This window comes from Actinosynnema sp. CA-299493, assembly GCF_050946825.1.
Classification (GTDB): domain Bacteria; phylum Actinomycetota; class Actinomycetes; order Mycobacteriales; family Pseudonocardiaceae; genus Actinosynnema.
In genome coordinates this window covers 5,103,632-5,117,657 of sequence record NZ_CP191993.1, presented here as the reverse complement: position 1 = coordinate 5,117,657, position 14,026 = coordinate 5,103,632, and the positions used below count along the sequence as shown (strand labels likewise).

15 protein-coding genes are annotated in these 14,026 nt (G+C 71.2%); 7 read left to right on the top strand and 8 right to left on the bottom strand.

The features are described 5' to 3' along the window. Window positions 1-4 precede the first annotated feature (4 nt). Genes ACQPYE_RS21230 through ACQPYE_RS21220 form a run of 3 tightly spaced genes read right to left on the bottom strand, consistent with a single transcriptional unit; the run spans window position 5 to window position 2,473 of the window. Window positions 5-1,552, bottom strand: coding sequence for a PucR family transcriptional regulator (locus tag ACQPYE_RS21230; RefSeq protein ID WP_498713731.1), 1,548 nt, complete (start codon window positions 1,550-1,552; stop codon window positions 5-7). A 49-nt stretch (window positions 1,553-1,601) separates the two neighbouring features. Further along, window positions 1,602-2,033, bottom strand: a complete 432-nt coding sequence (locus tag ACQPYE_RS21225; RefSeq protein ID WP_498713729.1) for a group III truncated hemoglobin — start codon at window positions 2,031-2,033, stop codon at window positions 1,602-1,604. Continuing rightward, window positions 2,030-2,473 (bottom strand): RrF2 family transcriptional regulator, encoded by a 444-nt coding sequence (locus ACQPYE_RS21220; protein WP_498713728.1) that lies wholly within the window; start codon window positions 2,471-2,473, stop codon window positions 2,030-2,032. The genes ACQPYE_RS21225 and ACQPYE_RS21220 overlap by 4 nt, the downstream gene beginning before the upstream one ends. Window positions 2,474-2,539: 66 nt before the next feature. Here ACQPYE_RS21220 and ACQPYE_RS21215 point away from each other — a divergent pair, with 66 nt between their 5' ends. The 4 genes from ACQPYE_RS21215 (at window position 2,540) to ACQPYE_RS21200 (ending at window position 5,484) form a co-directional block, all read left to right on the top strand. Further along, on the top strand, window positions 2,540-2,698 hold the full coding sequence (locus ACQPYE_RS21215; RefSeq protein WP_498713727.1) for a hypothetical protein: 159 nt from the start codon (window positions 2,540-2,542) through the stop codon (window positions 2,696-2,698). Window positions 2,699-3,098: 400 nt separating this feature from the next. Then, the gene (locus ACQPYE_RS21210) at window positions 3,099-4,364 is read left to right on the top strand and encodes a pectate lyase (RefSeq protein WP_498713725.1); all 1,266 of its coding nucleotides are present in this window, start codon (window positions 3,099-3,101) and stop codon (window positions 4,362-4,364) included. A 175-nt stretch (window positions 4,365-4,539) separates the two neighbouring features. Further along, window positions 4,540-4,932 carry a hypothetical protein gene (locus ACQPYE_RS21205; RefSeq protein ID WP_498713723.1) on the top strand — a complete coding sequence of 131 codons (393 nt, stop codon included), beginning with the start codon at window positions 4,540-4,542 and terminating at the stop codon, window positions 4,930-4,932. 306 nt (window positions 4,933-5,238) lie between these two features. After that, window positions 5,239-5,484 carry a three-helix bundle dimerization domain-containing protein gene (locus tag ACQPYE_RS21200; protein ID WP_498713722.1) on the top strand — a complete coding sequence of 82 codons (246 nt, stop codon included), beginning with the start codon at window positions 5,239-5,241 and terminating at the stop codon, window positions 5,482-5,484. A gap of 2 nt (window positions 5,485-5,486) precedes the next feature. Here ACQPYE_RS21200 and ACQPYE_RS21195 read toward each other — a convergent pair whose 3' ends face one another. Beyond that, on the bottom strand, window positions 5,487-5,891 hold the full coding sequence (locus ACQPYE_RS21195; protein WP_498713721.1) for an ATP-binding protein: 405 nt from the start codon (window positions 5,889-5,891) through the stop codon (window positions 5,487-5,489). Between the two features lie 151 nt (window positions 5,892-6,042). Between ACQPYE_RS21195 and ACQPYE_RS21190 the strand changes: the two genes are divergently transcribed. Next, on the top strand, window positions 6,043-6,387 hold the full coding sequence (locus ACQPYE_RS21190) for a hypothetical protein (protein ID WP_498713719.1): 345 nt from the start codon (window positions 6,043-6,045) through the stop codon (window positions 6,385-6,387). On the opposite strand, the gene ACQPYE_RS21185 is transcribed toward ACQPYE_RS21190, so the two are convergent. Further along, the gene (locus ACQPYE_RS21185; protein WP_498713716.1) at window positions 6,388-7,530 is read right to left on the bottom strand and encodes a carboxylate-amine ligase; all 1,143 of its coding nucleotides are present in this window, start codon (window positions 7,528-7,530) and stop codon (window positions 6,388-6,390) included. It lies immediately after the preceding gene. Window positions 7,531-8,006: 476 nt separating this feature from the next. On the opposite strand from ACQPYE_RS21185, the gene ACQPYE_RS21180 reads away from it, so the two are divergent. After that, window positions 8,007-10,604, top strand: a complete 2,598-nt coding sequence (locus ACQPYE_RS21180) for a glycoside hydrolase family 10 protein (RefSeq protein ID WP_498713714.1) — start codon at window positions 8,007-8,009, stop codon at window positions 10,602-10,604. A 101-nt stretch (window positions 10,605-10,705) separates the two neighbouring features. Here the strand turns inward: ACQPYE_RS21180 and ACQPYE_RS21175 are convergent, their stop codons facing one another. Both ACQPYE_RS21175 and ACQPYE_RS21170 read right to left on the bottom strand, forming a co-directional pair. Beyond that, a complete protein-coding gene (locus tag ACQPYE_RS21175; RefSeq protein WP_498713712.1) occupies window positions 10,706-10,969 on the bottom strand; it encodes a hypothetical protein in 264 nt (87 codons plus the stop codon). A gap of 61 nt (window positions 10,970-11,030) precedes the next feature. Further along, entirely contained in the window at window positions 11,031-12,074 is a 1,044-nt protein-coding gene (locus tag ACQPYE_RS21170) for a magnesium and cobalt transport protein CorA (RefSeq protein WP_498713708.1), read from the bottom strand. A gap of 231 nt (window positions 12,075-12,305) precedes the next feature. Between ACQPYE_RS21170 and ACQPYE_RS21165 the strand changes: the two genes are divergently transcribed. Further along, on the top strand, window positions 12,306-13,127 hold the full coding sequence (locus ACQPYE_RS21165; protein ID WP_498713707.1) for a hypothetical protein: 822 nt from the start codon (window positions 12,306-12,308) through the stop codon (window positions 13,125-13,127). Window positions 13,128-13,129: 2 nt separating this feature from the next. Here the strand turns inward: ACQPYE_RS21165 and ACQPYE_RS21160 are convergent, their stop codons facing one another. Next, window positions 13,130-14,017, bottom strand: a complete 888-nt coding sequence (locus ACQPYE_RS21160) for a DUF2268 domain-containing putative Zn-dependent protease (protein WP_498713706.1) — start codon at window positions 14,015-14,017, stop codon at window positions 13,130-13,132. Window positions 14,018-14,026 lie beyond the last annotated feature (9 nt).

Genomic DNA, 14,026 nt, shown 5'->3' with positions numbered 1-14,026 from the left:
ACAGCTACTCCGTGGCGGCCAGGTCGATGATCATGGCGAGGCGCTTGCGCGGGTCGTCCAGGTCGAGCGGTGTCACCTCGACCATCTTGCGCAGCCGGTAGCGGATGGTGTTGGGGTGCACGCCGAGCCGCTCGCCCGCCCGCGCGAGGTCGCCCTGCGCCTCCAGCCACGCGCGCAGGGTCGGCACGTAGTGGGTGGCGTGGTCGCCGTCGTGGCGGCGCAGCTCGGCGACCGGACCCCGGGCCGGGGTGCGGCCCGCCCGTGCGGCGGCACGCAGGCGTTGCAGCAGGATGTCGTCCCACGACTCGTCGTAGGCCGGTGGCACGGCGTCCGGGGTGCGCGCCTCGTGCAGCGCCAGGCACTCGTCGGCCTCCTGCCTGCTCGCGGGCAGGTCGGCCGCCGAAGCGGTCGCGCCGATGCCCGCGGTCACCGTCACCCGGGTCGGCAGCGCGGCCCGCAGCAGGGCCACCCACTCGCGCGCCGCGGTCACCTGCTCGCCCGGCAGGACGGTGTAGAGCGTGGTGCCCGACAGGGTGCTGCGACCGGGCCGTGACCAGCCGAAACCGGTGGTGGCGCGTTCGAAGGCCAGCAGCAGCGCGGCGTGCCGCTCGGCGGCGATGTGGGCGCGCACGGCGATGACCCGCGACGGTCCCTGCGGCAACCCGAGCCTGCTGACCACCGTCGCGGCGTCCGCCGTGCCCTCCAGCAACCGGATCACCAGGTCCGACTCCACCTGGCGCTCCAGGTCGGCGCTGGCCCGCGAGCGCAGCAGGTGCAACGCCACGGTCCGCGCGCCGTCGGCCAACGCCGTGCAGCGGACCCCCGTCAACGGCACGCCGCACGTCACCCACACCGATCCCAGCAGCTCCCGGCCCGCGCGCACGGCCACGACCATCCGCCCGGTCAGGCCGTGGTCCGGGTCCTCCTCGACGAACAGCGGCTCGTCGTAGGCGGCGAGGTAGGCGAACACGCCTCGCCGCTCGAACGCCTCCCGCAGCCGTGGCGGCGCCTGACGGCCCAGGATCGTCTCCAGCCTGGCCGGGTCGGCGCCCTGCTGCGAGCTGGAGTACGCCAGCACGTGGGACAGCCGGTCCTCGATGGTCACCGAACCGCCGACCGCGCCCGCGAGGCTGTCGGCCAGCGCGAACAGGTCCGTCGGGCCGCGACCGGACTCCGTCTCCCGGCCCTCCAGCACCAACCCGTAGACCACGCCGGCCAGCTGGCTCCACGACACGGCCGGGTCGACCAGCATCACCGCGACGCCTCCCGCCTCGCCGATCGCGGCCGCCTCGCGCTCGGCGTCCCCTCCGGCGTCCCCTCCGGCGTCACCGTGCAGCAGCACCACGGCCGCCTTCGCCGCCGCGGCCCACCCCACGGCCTGGGCCACCGACCCGGCGCCGACCGCCAGGAACACGTCACCGCCGACCGCCCGCTCCTCGCTGGCCTCGCGCATCACCACGCTGCGCAACTCCGTCGACCGCGGCACGGGGCAGCACGCCAACCGCACGCCGTAGCCACCCAGCACGTTCACCAGGCGGTCCAACCTGATCATGGGCAAACCTCTGTTCGGAGCCGACAGCACACGGTAACCGCCGGCCGCGTCAGCGCTCCTCGACCTCGTCCCGCCTCCGGATGGTGACCAGTTCGCTCGCGTCCTCGCGGCGCAGCCGGCGGATCATGGACCAGGCGATCCGCTCCGCCTGCGCCTTCGCCAGGTCCGCCTTCTCGCCCGCGAACAGGTCGTCCACCGTGTCGGCCCACAACGCCAGCCACCGGTCGAAGTGGGCGGCCGTCAGGGGTGAGCGCTCGTGCAGGTCGAGGTGCACGCGCAGCAGGTTCCGGCGGTACGTGCCGGCGCGGAACAGCACCGTGGCCCAGAAGTCCGCGATCACGGGCAGGTGCGCCGCGAGGTCGAGCCCGGCCACGTCGCGGAAGACCGGACCGAGCAGCCCGTCGTCGAACGCCCGCCGGTAGAACTCGGTCACCAGCGCCAGCGCGTCCTCCCGGCCGGTCAGGTCCCGGGCCGCCGTCACGGCGCGCCGCCCGTGCGGTGCGGCGCCAGGTCGAGCAGCACGGGGCCGACCGGCTCGGCCACCAGCGCCCGCACGGTCACGTCGTCCAGCACGGCGAGGAATGCCAGTCGGGCCGCGCGCAACGCGTCGCGCAGGTGGCAGCCGCCGCGCAACGGGCAAGGCGGTCCGTCGCAGTCCACCACCTCGCCGTCGCCCTCCAACGCGCGCACGACGGCGCCGACCGAGGTGTCCAGCACCGCCACCGGCGCCCCGACCCCGCCGGCCCGGCCGCGCGCGGTGGCCACGAAGCCGTGCCGCTGCAAGCGCTGCACGACCTTGGCCATGTGGTGGCGCGGCACGTCGAGCGCGCCGGCGAGCCGGTCGACGGTCAGCCGCCCGCCGTCGGCGGCCAGGAGCATCACCACCCTCAGCGCGATGTCCGTGGACCGGATGAGGTGCATGGGTTGGACGGTAGCAAAAGCGGTATTCTCGATTCCTGTTCAGCTCGGAACCAGCCGGGGGCATTCGTGGAGTCGAACGAGAACGGCGTGCCCGCGCCGGCCGGGGACTCGGTGTGCTGGTTGTCCCGGGTGTGCCCGGAGTGCGGCTCGTTGGCCGAGGGGCCGGTGCCCGCGCGGTGCCCCCGGTGCGGCGCGGAGATGCCGGATCGGGACGGCGAGCGGTGAGTCCGCAATTGGTTCATCGCCTGTCCTTTTGTTCACGAGTGTGACCCGGGTCGGACGATTCTGTTCACGAATATGATCGCCCGTATTTGCCCGGTCAGTGGCGTTGATCAGTGGCACCGGCGATCACCTCGGCGTTCGACGGCATTCGACACCCCGGTGTCCGGACCTTGGGAAAGCGGTCATTGACCGGTCGCTTCAACAGCCTCTAACATCCCGCTGGAAAGCGGTTACCGGAATTCTTCACACTGGTGAACGGGTTCGGGGAAACGTGCTTTCGAAATCGGTTGACCGCCGACCTCGGCGTCCCGGAAAGTGAGAAGTGGAGTTGTTGATGAGCACAGCGGATCACCGTCGATCCACGCGGCCCGCACCACCGCGTGGCGCAAGGTGGCGCACGGGCTTGGCCGCCGCGGTGGCGGCCACGGCACTGGCCGCCACCTTCACGATGTGGTCGACCGCCACGACCGCGCAGGCGGCCGTCGGCGCGGGCACCTACACCGTGAAGAACGCGGGCAGCGGGCAGTGTCTCGACGTGCCGGGCGCGAGCGCGTCCAGCGGCGTCCAGCTCCAGCAGGCGTCGTGCGGCAGCGCCGGCAGTCAGCAGTGGACGCTGACGGCGGTCAGCGGCGGCTTCAGGATCGCGTCCGTCGCCAACGGCCTGTGCGTCGGCGTCCAGGACGCGTCGACGAGCGCGGGCAAGGCGATCCAGCAGCAGTCGTGCACGGGCGCCGCCAGCCAGACCTGGTCGTTGACCGAGAGCGGCAGCAACTACCGCGTGGTCAACGCCAACGGCGGCAAGTGCATGAACACCAAGGACAACTCCACCGCCGCCGGCGCGCCGGTCCAGCAGAACTCCTGCGACAGCGTGGCCACCAAGCAGTGGACGTTCACGCCGACGAGCGGTGGCCCGACCTCGACCTCGACTTCCACGTCGACTTCGACTTCGACTTCGACCACGACGCGCACCACGACCACCACTCCCGGTGGTGGGGATGGCAGTGGTCCGTGGCCGAGCGATACGGGCAGTGTGCACCAGACCACGACGCGGAGTGTGGGGTCGTACTTCAACGGTGGGATGAAGAAGTACTACGGCATCGGTGACGGTGGTCAGGGTGAGAGCCAGGACCCGATGTTCGTGGTGGCGAACGGGGGCACGATCGAGAACGTGATCCTGGACGCGCCGGCCGGTGACGGCATCCACTGCGAGGGGTCGTGCACGATCCGCAACGTGTGGTGGAACGACGTGGGCGAGGACGCGGCGACGTTCAAGTCCTCCAGTTCCTCGGCGACGTACCTGGTCGACGGCGGTGGGGCGAGGTCGGCGTCGGACAAGGTGTTCCAGCACAACGGCGCGGGCACGGTGACGATCCGGAACTTCCAGGTCAACGGGGCGGGCAAGCTGTACCGGGCGTGCGGCAACTGCGCGACGTCCTACCAGCGGCACGTGGTCATGGACGGTGTCACGGCGCGGTCGACGGGCGCGTTGGCGGGCATCAACACCAACTGGGGTGACACGGCCCGCTTCTCCCGCATCACGGTGTACGGCTCGACGTCCATCTGCGACAAGTACAAGGGAGTGCCGAAGGGCAGCGAGCCGACCAAGATCGGCTCCGGCGCGGACGGCGTGAACTGCTTCTACTCCCCGTCCGACATCACCCAGCGGTAACGACGGCAGCACGACACCGATCGAGGTCGCGGCCACCCGGCCGCGGCCTCGATCCGTCACCGCCGGACCGCTCGGCCCGATCTTCCCCGACCGGTTCCCCGGCGTCGCGGGTGAGTTCGGATACCGTGTGGGACGACCGGGCGGCGTGGCGTGAGCAGGGCAAGGGGCAACTACGGTGACCAGCTGGATCGACGTGATCAACTACGTCCGGACGCGGTACGAGGTGCTGGAGGAGACCGACAGCTGGCTGCGCTTCCGGCTCGACCTGGGTGAGAGCCGCACCCAGCAGGTCTCCGTGCACCACGTGCCGGAGTCGGACGGCGTGGCGTGGGTCGAGATCTCCTCGCCCGTCGGCCGGGCCGACGCGATCGACCTGAAGCGGCTGCTCGTGCTCGCGGGCACGTCGGCCGTCGGCGGCGCCGCCGTGGTGGGCGACGTCGCCCTGCTCAAGCACACCGTGCCGCTGGAGGACCTGAGCGTGCGGGAGGAGTTCGAACGCCCGCTGATGCTGCTGGTCGCCGCCGCCGACGCGTTCGAGCACGAGCTGACCGCGACCGACAGCTTCTGACCACGGCTGGAGCAGGTCGTGCCGGACCGCGACCCGGCGTTCTCCGGGCGCCGGTGTCGCCGCCCGCCGGCCCGTCCGACAACGCCGAACCCACCGAGGCGCTCGCCAGGGCGGAGTGGCGGGTCGGTCGATCGGCTGCTTTCTCGCTCATGGTCGCCGATCGTGTCGCGCTGGGCGTGGCGGCGTCCAAGACCCGTGGTCATGACCGAATCGCATGGCCCCGGTCGCGAACCGGGTTTCGCGACCGGGGCCGCGGCCGACTCCTCTCGTAGGCTGAACACCACCGTGCCGCGACGGAGGAACGTCATGACGGCTGAACGGCTCGAAGGTCACCTGGTCCGCGATCCGCGCACGCTCCGCACCGACGTCGAAGCGCAGCTGGACCAAGCGGCGGAGGAGGTCGGCAGGCGGCTCGGCGGCAAGGTCGACCACCAGGTCGTGCGCGCGGCCGTGTCCGATGCCTACCAGCGGCTCGCCGCCAAGGCCAAGTTCCACAACTTCCTGCCGATCCTGGCCGCGCGGTCCGCTCAGCGGAGCCTGCGCGCGACCTGACGTCACGACAGCGGCAGTTCCGCCCACACCGTCTTGCCCTCGGCACCGAGGTGCGTGCCCCAGCGGCGTCGCGACAGGTGGTCGACCATGATCAGACCCCGGCCGCGGCACGCGCCGAGGCGGGACGTGCCGGCCACCGGCAGGTGCTCGGCGCTGCCGTCGTCCACTTCGACCCGCAGGGAGTGGCGATCACGCGATCGGTGCACGCGCAGCTGCCGCGGAGCGCACGCGTGGTCATAGGCGTTCGTGACCAGCTCGGTGCAGACCAGCATCAAGTCCTGCAAGACGTCCTCGGCGAGCTCGGACAGGACGGCGGCCAGCCACTGCCGGATCTGGGCCAGCGGCGGAACCGGCGTGGTCAGGTCGACGCTGATTCTGGCGGCGAGCGCGTTCTCCGACGAGGTCATGTGACCGTCCCCCAGTACTTCAGGCCGTCCCACCTGTTCGAAACGGCCCCGGCCCGACCGGATACCCCGTGGTCCTGGCACGCACACATCGCACCCGGCCCGCGCGCCGAGCACATGCCGCACTACGGATCGTGATCTACCCTTGCTTTCCGTGACAGAGGACACGGTTCCGGTGGACGACCCGGTGGCGGTGCTGCGCGTGGCGGTGGACTCCGCCGTGCAAGCGGTGCTGCGCCTGGACCCTCACCACGCCGACGCCCGGCAGGAGATCGACCGCGTGCTCGCCGGGTTCGCCGCCGCCACCGCCCCGGTGCGGGACCGCCTGCTGGAACTGGCGGAGCGGACACCGAACGGCCCGGTGTCGACCACGCTGGGATTCCTGCGCGACGCCGCCGCCCAGGCCGCCGGCGGTGACGTCCAGGCCGCCCGCGTCTTCCTGCTCGCCGGGCGCACCGCGTTGTTCCGCCTCGCGCGGGCGGGCTCGACCGGCAGTTGATCACGCGGTCAGCCGGAACGGCCCGCCGGTCCACGTCTCCGCGCCGGACAGGGTGTCGCGCGCCAGTTGCTCGAGCACGTCCGACATCCGACCCGCACGGGCGAAGGCGCGCCGCTGCCGATCCGCGCCGCCGCCGTCGGTGTCCAGGGTGGACAGCAGCCGGCGGACCAGGCCGACGTCGTCGAACTGCTCCTCGACCCGGTGCACGAGCCGGTCGAGCAGCAGGCGCGTGGGCACGAGGCGACCGGACAGGACGTCCAGGGACAGACCCGAGAGGCCGTCGCGCGCGGCTCGCCACGTGGCGACGCGCAACACCTCCGTCGGCACGGGCGAGGCCCGCAGACCCCGCCGGAGGTCGGCCAGCGCCGTGCGGACGAGGGCGTGCACCAACGCGGCCAGCAGCACCGCTTCGTCCGCGGTGGCCGCGACGTCGGCGACCCGGACCTCGACGGTCGGCAGGTGCGCGGACGGCCGGACGTCCCAGTAGATCATCCGCCGGTCCCGGGCCGAGCCGGCGGCGACCAGCACGTCGCAGGTGGACTCGTAGTGCGCGGCCGACTCGAAGTAGGGCGGGGGACCGGCGTTGGGCCAGCGCGACCAGACCATGGAGCGCCAGCTCGCGTAGCCGGTGTCCACGCCGTCGGCGAAGGGCGAGTTCGCGGTCACCGCCCCGAGCACCGGCAGCCACGGCCGCAGGTGGTTGCACACCTGCACCGCCGTCTCCAGGTCCGGCACGGCGACGTGCACGTGGCAGCCGCAGATCGACTGCTGGGCGGCGAGGAGCCGGTAGTCCTCGGTGAGCCCGCGGTAGCGGTCGCGGTCGGTGGTAGGTCCGGTCGTTCCACCCACCGGCGGCGTGCCCACGGCCAGCAGCCGGTGACCCAGGGAGTGGGCGACCTCGACGGCCACCATCCGCAGCCCGTTCAGCTGCCGCCGCACGTCGGCGAGGTCGTGGCACACCGGGGTGCGGGTCTCCACCTGCGCCTGGATGAGCTCGACGTCGAGCTCGACGCCGAACCGCCGCCTGGCCGCCTCGACCACCTCGGCGCCGTGCGGCACGGGTTCACCGGTCCGGGCGTCGACCAGCAGGAACTCCTCTTCGACTCCGAGCGTCGGAGCCGTCTCGCCCGCCAGACTGCCCATCGTGGCCTCCGGTGGCTGTTCGGCCCAGGAGCCGTGGGATACCCCGCGCCGAACGGGCCAATCCGTTACGGGAACGAGCCTCGATTCCGACCCTGATGGTCCGATCAGGTGAACCGTCGCTGGATCGCTCAAGTTGACGGGCTGTGGTGCCGAAGAGGGTAGTGAGCGCCGGAGTCCACTACAGGACCCGGCGCTTCGTCGTGTCCGGCTGCGGTCGGCCGTCGATGTGGAGCCTCGAACGTTTCGGCTCCACGTCCTCCGCCCGTCAACTTCCTCAGTCATCTCCTGCGCCATATCGGTGCTGTCTGCGGCAATTGCCAACTGAGACCGCTGCGGGAATCAGGACATCCGGAGCATTGACATGTTTCGTGGAGAGCATCGAAACTTTAGGCGATCGGTACCGGTCGTCGTTCGGTGTTGCCGGCTCCACCACCCTGTCTCAAAGGAGAGCCCTGGTGATCATCAGTTCAGGCCGCGTGAGAGTGCGTTCGGCCGTGCTCGTGTTCGTGGTAGCGGTGTTGGCGTTGGTCGGGACGTTGACGGCGGTGGCGCGGTCGACGACCGCGAGCGCCGCGGGTGATGTCGTGGCGTTGGCGGGTGTGGAGGACGACGGCGCGGACTGCCCGGTCAGCCCGCCCGGCTCGTTCCCGTCGAACTCGCGCCTGCCGGACCCGTTCACCAGGCTCAACGGGCAGCGAATCACGTCGCAGTCGGACTGGCGCTGCCGCCGCGCCGAGATCCGGGAGCTGGCCGAGCGGCACGTCTACGGCGACAAGCCCGCCAAGCCCACCGTCACCGGCACCGTCTCCGGCAGCAACATCACGGTCACCGTGTCCGCCAACGGCCGCAGCGCCTCGTTCTCCGCCGGCGTGCAGCTGCCGTCGGGCACGGGTCCGTTCCCGGCGGTGATCGTCTACGGCGGGTTCGGCGGCGACACTGCCACCATCCGCGCCGCCGGCGCCGCCATCATCAGCTTCGACCCCTACACCGTCGGCCGCGAAGGCACCCCGCGCAACAACAAGCAGGGCGCGTTCTACACCCTCTACGGCAGCACCAGCCCCACCGGCCTGCTCATGGCCTGGGCCTGGGGCGTCTCCCGCATCATCGACGTCATCGAAACCTCCGGCGGCACCACCCTGCGCGCCGACGTCGGCGTCACCGGCTGCTCCCGCTTCGGCAAAGGCGCCTTCGCCGCCGGCGTCTTCGACCAGCGGGTGGCGTTGACCATGCCCATCGAGTCCGGCACCGCAGGCGTCCCGATCTACCGGGGCATCGCCGGCGAAGGCGCCCAGAGCCTGTCCAGCGCCTACGGCGAACAGCCCTGGTTCGGCGACGCCTTCAGCCCCTACACCGGCAACCCCAACACCACCCCCATCGACACCCACTCCCTGGTCGCCATGATCGCCCCACGCGGCCTGCTCATCATGGACAACCCGCACATCGCCAACCTCGGCCCCCGCTCCGCCAGCGTCGCCGCACTCGGCGGCGCAGAGGTCTACAAGGCACTGGGCGCCGGCGCCAACATCACCTACCACTCCAACGTCACCGACGGAAACCACTGCGCCAACCGCACCGAATGGCGCACCCACATCACCCAGACCATCCAGAAACACCTGCTCAAAACCGGCAGCCACACCGGCGTCATCCAGATGCACAGCAAAGCCACCGGCAACCTGTCCCAGTGGCGCGACTGGACCACCCCCACCCTCACCGACAACCCCACCAGCACGACGACGACCACCACAACCACCGGTGACACCACCACGACCACCACCACCAGCACGACCACGACCACCACGTCGCAGCAGCCAGGCCCCGGCACGACCCTGGCCACGGCGGCGAACCGGACCGGTCGTTACTTCGGCACCGCGGTCGCGGCGAACAAGCTGAGCGATTCGACGTACACCGGGATCCTGAACCGCGAGTTCGACGTGGTCACGGCCGAGAACGAGATGAAGATCGACGCGACCGAGCCGTCGCAGGGGCAGTTCAGCTACGCCAACGGGGACCGGATCGTGAACCAGGCCATCGGCCAGGGCAAGCGGGTCCGCGGCCACACGCTGGCGTGGCACTCGCAGCAGCCCGGCTGGATGCAGAACATGTCGGGTACGGCGTTGCGTTCGGCGATGCTGAACCACGTGACGCAGGTGGCCACCTACTACCGGGGCAAGATCTACGCCTGGGACGTGGTGAACGAGGCGTTCCAGGACGGTAGTTCGGGTGCGCGTCGTGACTCGAACCTGCAGCGGACCGGCAACGACTGGATCGAGGCGGCGTTCCGGGCGGCGCGGGCGGCGGACCCGGGTGCGAAGCTCTGCTACAACGACTACAACACCGACGACTGGACGCACGCGAAGACCCAGGCCGTCTACCGGTTGGTGCAGGACTTCAAGCAGCGTGGCGTGCCGATCGACTGCGTCGGTCTGCAGTCGCACTTCAACAGCCAGAGCCCGGTGCCCGGCAACTACCAGACCACGCTGTCGAGCTTCGCGGCCCTGGGCGTGGACGTGCAGATCACCGAGTTGGACATCGAGGGCTCCGGCTCCGCGCAGGCGTCGAACTTCGAGCGCGTGACGAAGGCGTGCCTCGCGGTGACGCGCTGCACCGGCATCACGGTGTGGGGCATCCGCGACACCGACTCGTGGCGCGCCTCGGGCACCCCGCTGCTGTTCGACGGCTCGGGCAACAAGAAGGCCGCCTACACCTCCACGCTCAACGCCCTCAACGGCGGCGTCGTGCCGACCTCCACCACCACGACCACGCAGACGACCCCGACCAGCACCACGACGACCACCGACCAGCCCGGCGGCTGCACCGCGACGTACGCGGAGGGCACGAAGTGGAGTGACCGCTTCAACGGCCAGGTGACCGTCTCGGGGACGAACGACTGGGTGGTGACGGTGACCGTGAGCTCACCGCAGAAGATCATCGCCACCTGGAACGCGAGCACCAGCTGGGACAGCGGCGGCAACGTGATGACCGCACGTCCCAACGGCAACGGCAACGTGTTCGGCTTCACCGTCCAGCACGGTGGGAACTGGAACTGGCCCGGCCTGACCTGCCGCACCGGCTGACGGTTCGAGGATCGGGGGAGGCCCGGCGCGGGTTGCCGGGCCTCCCGCCGCGTTCCCGGGGGAGGACACCGAGCGGCCGGACCACCGCGTGGCGGGCCGTCCTAGTGGCCGCGGGCCTCCATGACCAGCAGCATCAGCGAGAGCAGCAGTTGCAGGACGGCGAGGGACGTGCCCGTGACGGCGGTCCAGTCCAGCCGGTACTCGGTCTTGGTGGCCATCGACAGCACGCCGCAGGCCACCGCGCCGACCGCCAGGACCGTGCCACCGGCCGGGAGCGGCCAGCTGAGCAGGGCGAGGCACAGCGAGATCGGTCCGAGCCAGGCGTCCTTGCCCGGTCGGTCTTTCGCGGGGAGCTGCCGCATCATGCCGTCCATGGTGCCGTGGACCGGATCTCCGGGGCGCACCGCCACCGCCTCCCCGCGTCCGTCACAGCCACCGGTTGCTCTTGAACAGCCGGTACAGGACCAAGCACACGCCCAGCGTCATCGACAGCACCAGCGGGTAGCCGTACTGCCAGCGCAGTTCGGGCATGTGGTCGAAGTTCATCCCGTAGACGCCCACCACCAGGGTCGGCACGGCGATGATCGCGACCCACGCGGAGATCCTGCGCATGTCGTTGTTCTGCTGCAACGACACCTTGGCCAAGGTCGCGTTGACCAGGGTGGTCAGCATCTCGTCGAAGGCGACGACCCGTTCCGCGACGGCGGTGAGGTGGTCGTCGACGTTGCGGAAGTAGGACCGCACCACGTCCGGCACGAGCGGGCCGCACGCGCCCTCGCTGAGCTTGCGCAGCGGCGCCGCCAGCGGCATGACCGCCCGCCGCAGCTCCATGATCTCCCGCTTGACCAGGTACATCTGCTCGACGCCGATCTCGCTGCGCGGCGCGAACACCGCGGTCTCGACCAGGTCGACGTCGCCCCCGAACGCCTCGACCACCTCGATGTAGCCGTCGACCACGCGGTCGGCGATCTCGTGCAGCACCATCGCCGGTCCCGCCGTCAGGAGGTGCGGCGCGGCCTCCAGCTGACGGCGCACGTCACCCAGCTCCGAGTGGTGGCCGTGACGGACCGTGACCACGTAGTCGCGGCCGAGGAACACCATGATCTCCCCGGACTCCACGATCTCGTTCGCCGTCGTCGGCGACTCGTGCTCCACGAACCGCAGGGTCTTGAACACCATGAACAGGTTGTCGTCGTAGCGGTCGAGCTTGGGGCGCTGGTGGGCGTGCACGGCGTCCTCGACGGCGAGCTCGTGCAGCCCGAACGCCTCGGCGACGTCGCGGATGCGTTCCTCGTCCGGCTGGAACAGCCCGACCCAGACGAACCCGACCCCGCGCGCCCGGACCTCGGCGACCGCGTCGACGGGCGACCAGTCACCGGGCAGCCGCACGCCGTCGACGTAGATCGCGCACGCCACCACGGCGTCCGGCTTCCCGTCCGGTACTTCGCCGTCGGCGACAGGGCTCACCATGCCGATGATCCTGCCGCACCCGATTCCCGGACGGGTGGTGGGCACGAATGCGCGTTCGAACCGCGTCGACGACGGCTCGGCCGCGCCAGGCCGGCCGGACGCCCGATCCAGTCACCAACGTGCTCGCCCGAGGCCGACTGCGGACCACTCCGGAGGTCGGTGCGGGGGTCCGCAACCTGAACGGGTGGTTCGAGGGCTCCGAGACCGCCTGGGGACGTTAAGTTTCCCCGTGTGAAGCGATCCGTTTGGGTAGTCGTGCTCGCCTTGGTGGCCGGGTTGGTGACGCCGGTGCCGGCGCTGGCGGTGGCGCGGACGCCGGGGGAGTGCGCGGCGTCGTTGGACTGCACGGCCGCCGAGATCGACCGGATGGCCATGGCGGACCGGCTGGAGTTCCTCCGGTTGTTGCAGAGCGGTCCCGCCGCGGGACTGGGCGCGGCGGACCGCTGGCGCAACATCGAGGGCGTGCTGTCGTTCTTCCTCGACCACGGGCTCGGCGCGCCCGGCACGTGGATCTCGCACGTCGACGCGGGAATCCTGGAGGGCATCGAACGCGGTGTCGCGCTCGCGCTGGGCCGGTCGACCGACGACTTCGGCAACCCCGGTTCGGCGCGGTGGGCCGACTACCTGACCCGGCTGCACCGGGGCGAGCTGGGCGTTCGCAACGTCCACGACCGGGCGTGGAGCGAAGCGGAGCAGGCCTCGACCGAACACGGCGCCGCGGTGGCCGAGCGGGTGCACGGGATCGCGCCGACGGCGGTGGAGCGCCGGTTCTTCCTGTTCTCGGAGTTCTACCGGTGGACCCTGCGCAACCGCCCGGCGGCGCTGGACCTGCTGCTGGTCTACGCCGCGCTGCTCAACCCCGTGCTGGTCGTGCGGCGGGTGCCGTTCCTGGACTGGTTGACCGACGTGCGCGAGTCGGCGCCGTCGCGCAAGGGGTCCGAGATCGCCTACGCCTACGCGCGGCTCGACCCGGTCAACGGGGTGTTCGGCACCGTGGACCTCCTGCTCGCCTACATCCCGGAGCTGTACGAGGAGTTCGCGGCCACCCGGTAGGGCTAGCGGAGGCGGCTGAGCGCCGTGTCGAGGACCTCACGGCTGTCCACCAGCAGCGCTTCCGCCGCGGTGCGGCCGGTCGTGGCCAGGTAGGCGTCCACGAGCCGGTTGCCGACGGCGTACCCGGCGCCGGTGGGCAGCCCGACGGGAGTCGCGCCGTAGCGGGCGGCGGCCTCGTCACCGTGCACCCACGCGGTGAAGTTCCGCATCCCGGTGACGTCGAGGCCGGTGACGACCTTGGCGAACACCGCGTCGTCGCGCAGGTGCGGCACGCCGATGCGGGTGTGCCCGAGCTCGTCGCCGTGCAACTGGCGGGCGAACGCGTCGGCGAGCCCCTCGGACACCACGTGCTCGCCCACGGTGACCGTCGCCGGGTCCCACACGACGGCGCCGGGCCCGTAGCGGAGGTTGTGGTTGAGCTCGTGGACCGCCGTCGCCTCCACCCGCGCCAGGTTCTCCGGGTAGGGCCAGAAGTTCAGGAACACGTGCCCGGACACGCTGCCGTTCGCCGTCATGCCCAGGTTCGGGCCCATGAAGTGCGCGTCACCGGGATCGCCGAGGACGATGAGCACGGTGATGTCCGGCACGGTGAGGCCGGGCGTCGCGGCGAGCTGCACGGCCAGGGCGTCGTTCAGGGCGCGCTCGACCCGGCGCCACGCGTCGGCGTCGTGCAGCGCCTCCAGCGCCTCGCGGCACCGCGCCTCGTCGCGGTCGAGCGGGAACCCGGAGCCCAGCCGGTGCATCGCGACGAGGTCCACCTCGCCGGGGAAGTGCCGGTACATGCCCGCCGCCGGTTCGAGCATCGCCTCCAGCAACGCGGGCCGCTCGACGTGCGGCGACCGCAGGACCTCGCACATGGCGGGGTAGGTGTCCAGGACCGTGATCGTCATGTCCGGTGA

What these genes read in the sequence shown, in the direction of transcription:
- ACQPYE_RS21195 (WP_498713721.1), bottom strand. Translation starts at nt 5,891, where the DNA reads ATGACCTCGTCGGAGAACGCGCTCGCCGCCAGAATCAGCGTCGACCTG.
- ACQPYE_RS21200 (WP_498713722.1), top strand. Translation starts at nt 5,239, where the DNA reads ATGACGGCTGAACGGCTCGAAGGTCACCTGGTCCGCGATCCGCGCACG.
- ACQPYE_RS21170 (WP_498713708.1), bottom strand. Translation starts at nt 12,074, where the DNA reads ATGGTGAGCCCTGTCGCCGACGGCGAAGTACCGGACGGGAAGCCGGAC.
- ACQPYE_RS21160 (WP_498713706.1), bottom strand. Translation starts at nt 14,017, where the DNA reads ATGACGATCACGGTCCTGGACACCTACCCCGCCATGTGCGAGGTCCTG.
- ACQPYE_RS21185 (WP_498713716.1), bottom strand. Translation starts at nt 7,530, where the DNA reads ATGGGCAGTCTGGCGGGCGAGACGGCTCCGACGCTCGGAGTCGAAGAG.
- ACQPYE_RS21220 (WP_498713728.1), bottom strand. Translation starts at nt 2,473, where the DNA reads ATGCACCTCATCCGGTCCACGGACATCGCGCTGAGGGTGGTGATGCTC.
- ACQPYE_RS21230 (WP_498713731.1), bottom strand. Translation starts at nt 1,552, where the DNA reads ATGATCAGGTTGGACCGCCTGGTGAACGTGCTGGGTGGCTACGGCGTG.
- ACQPYE_RS21175 (WP_498713712.1), bottom strand. Translation starts at nt 10,969, where the DNA reads ATGATGCGGCAGCTCCCCGCGAAAGACCGACCGGGCAAGGACGCCTGG.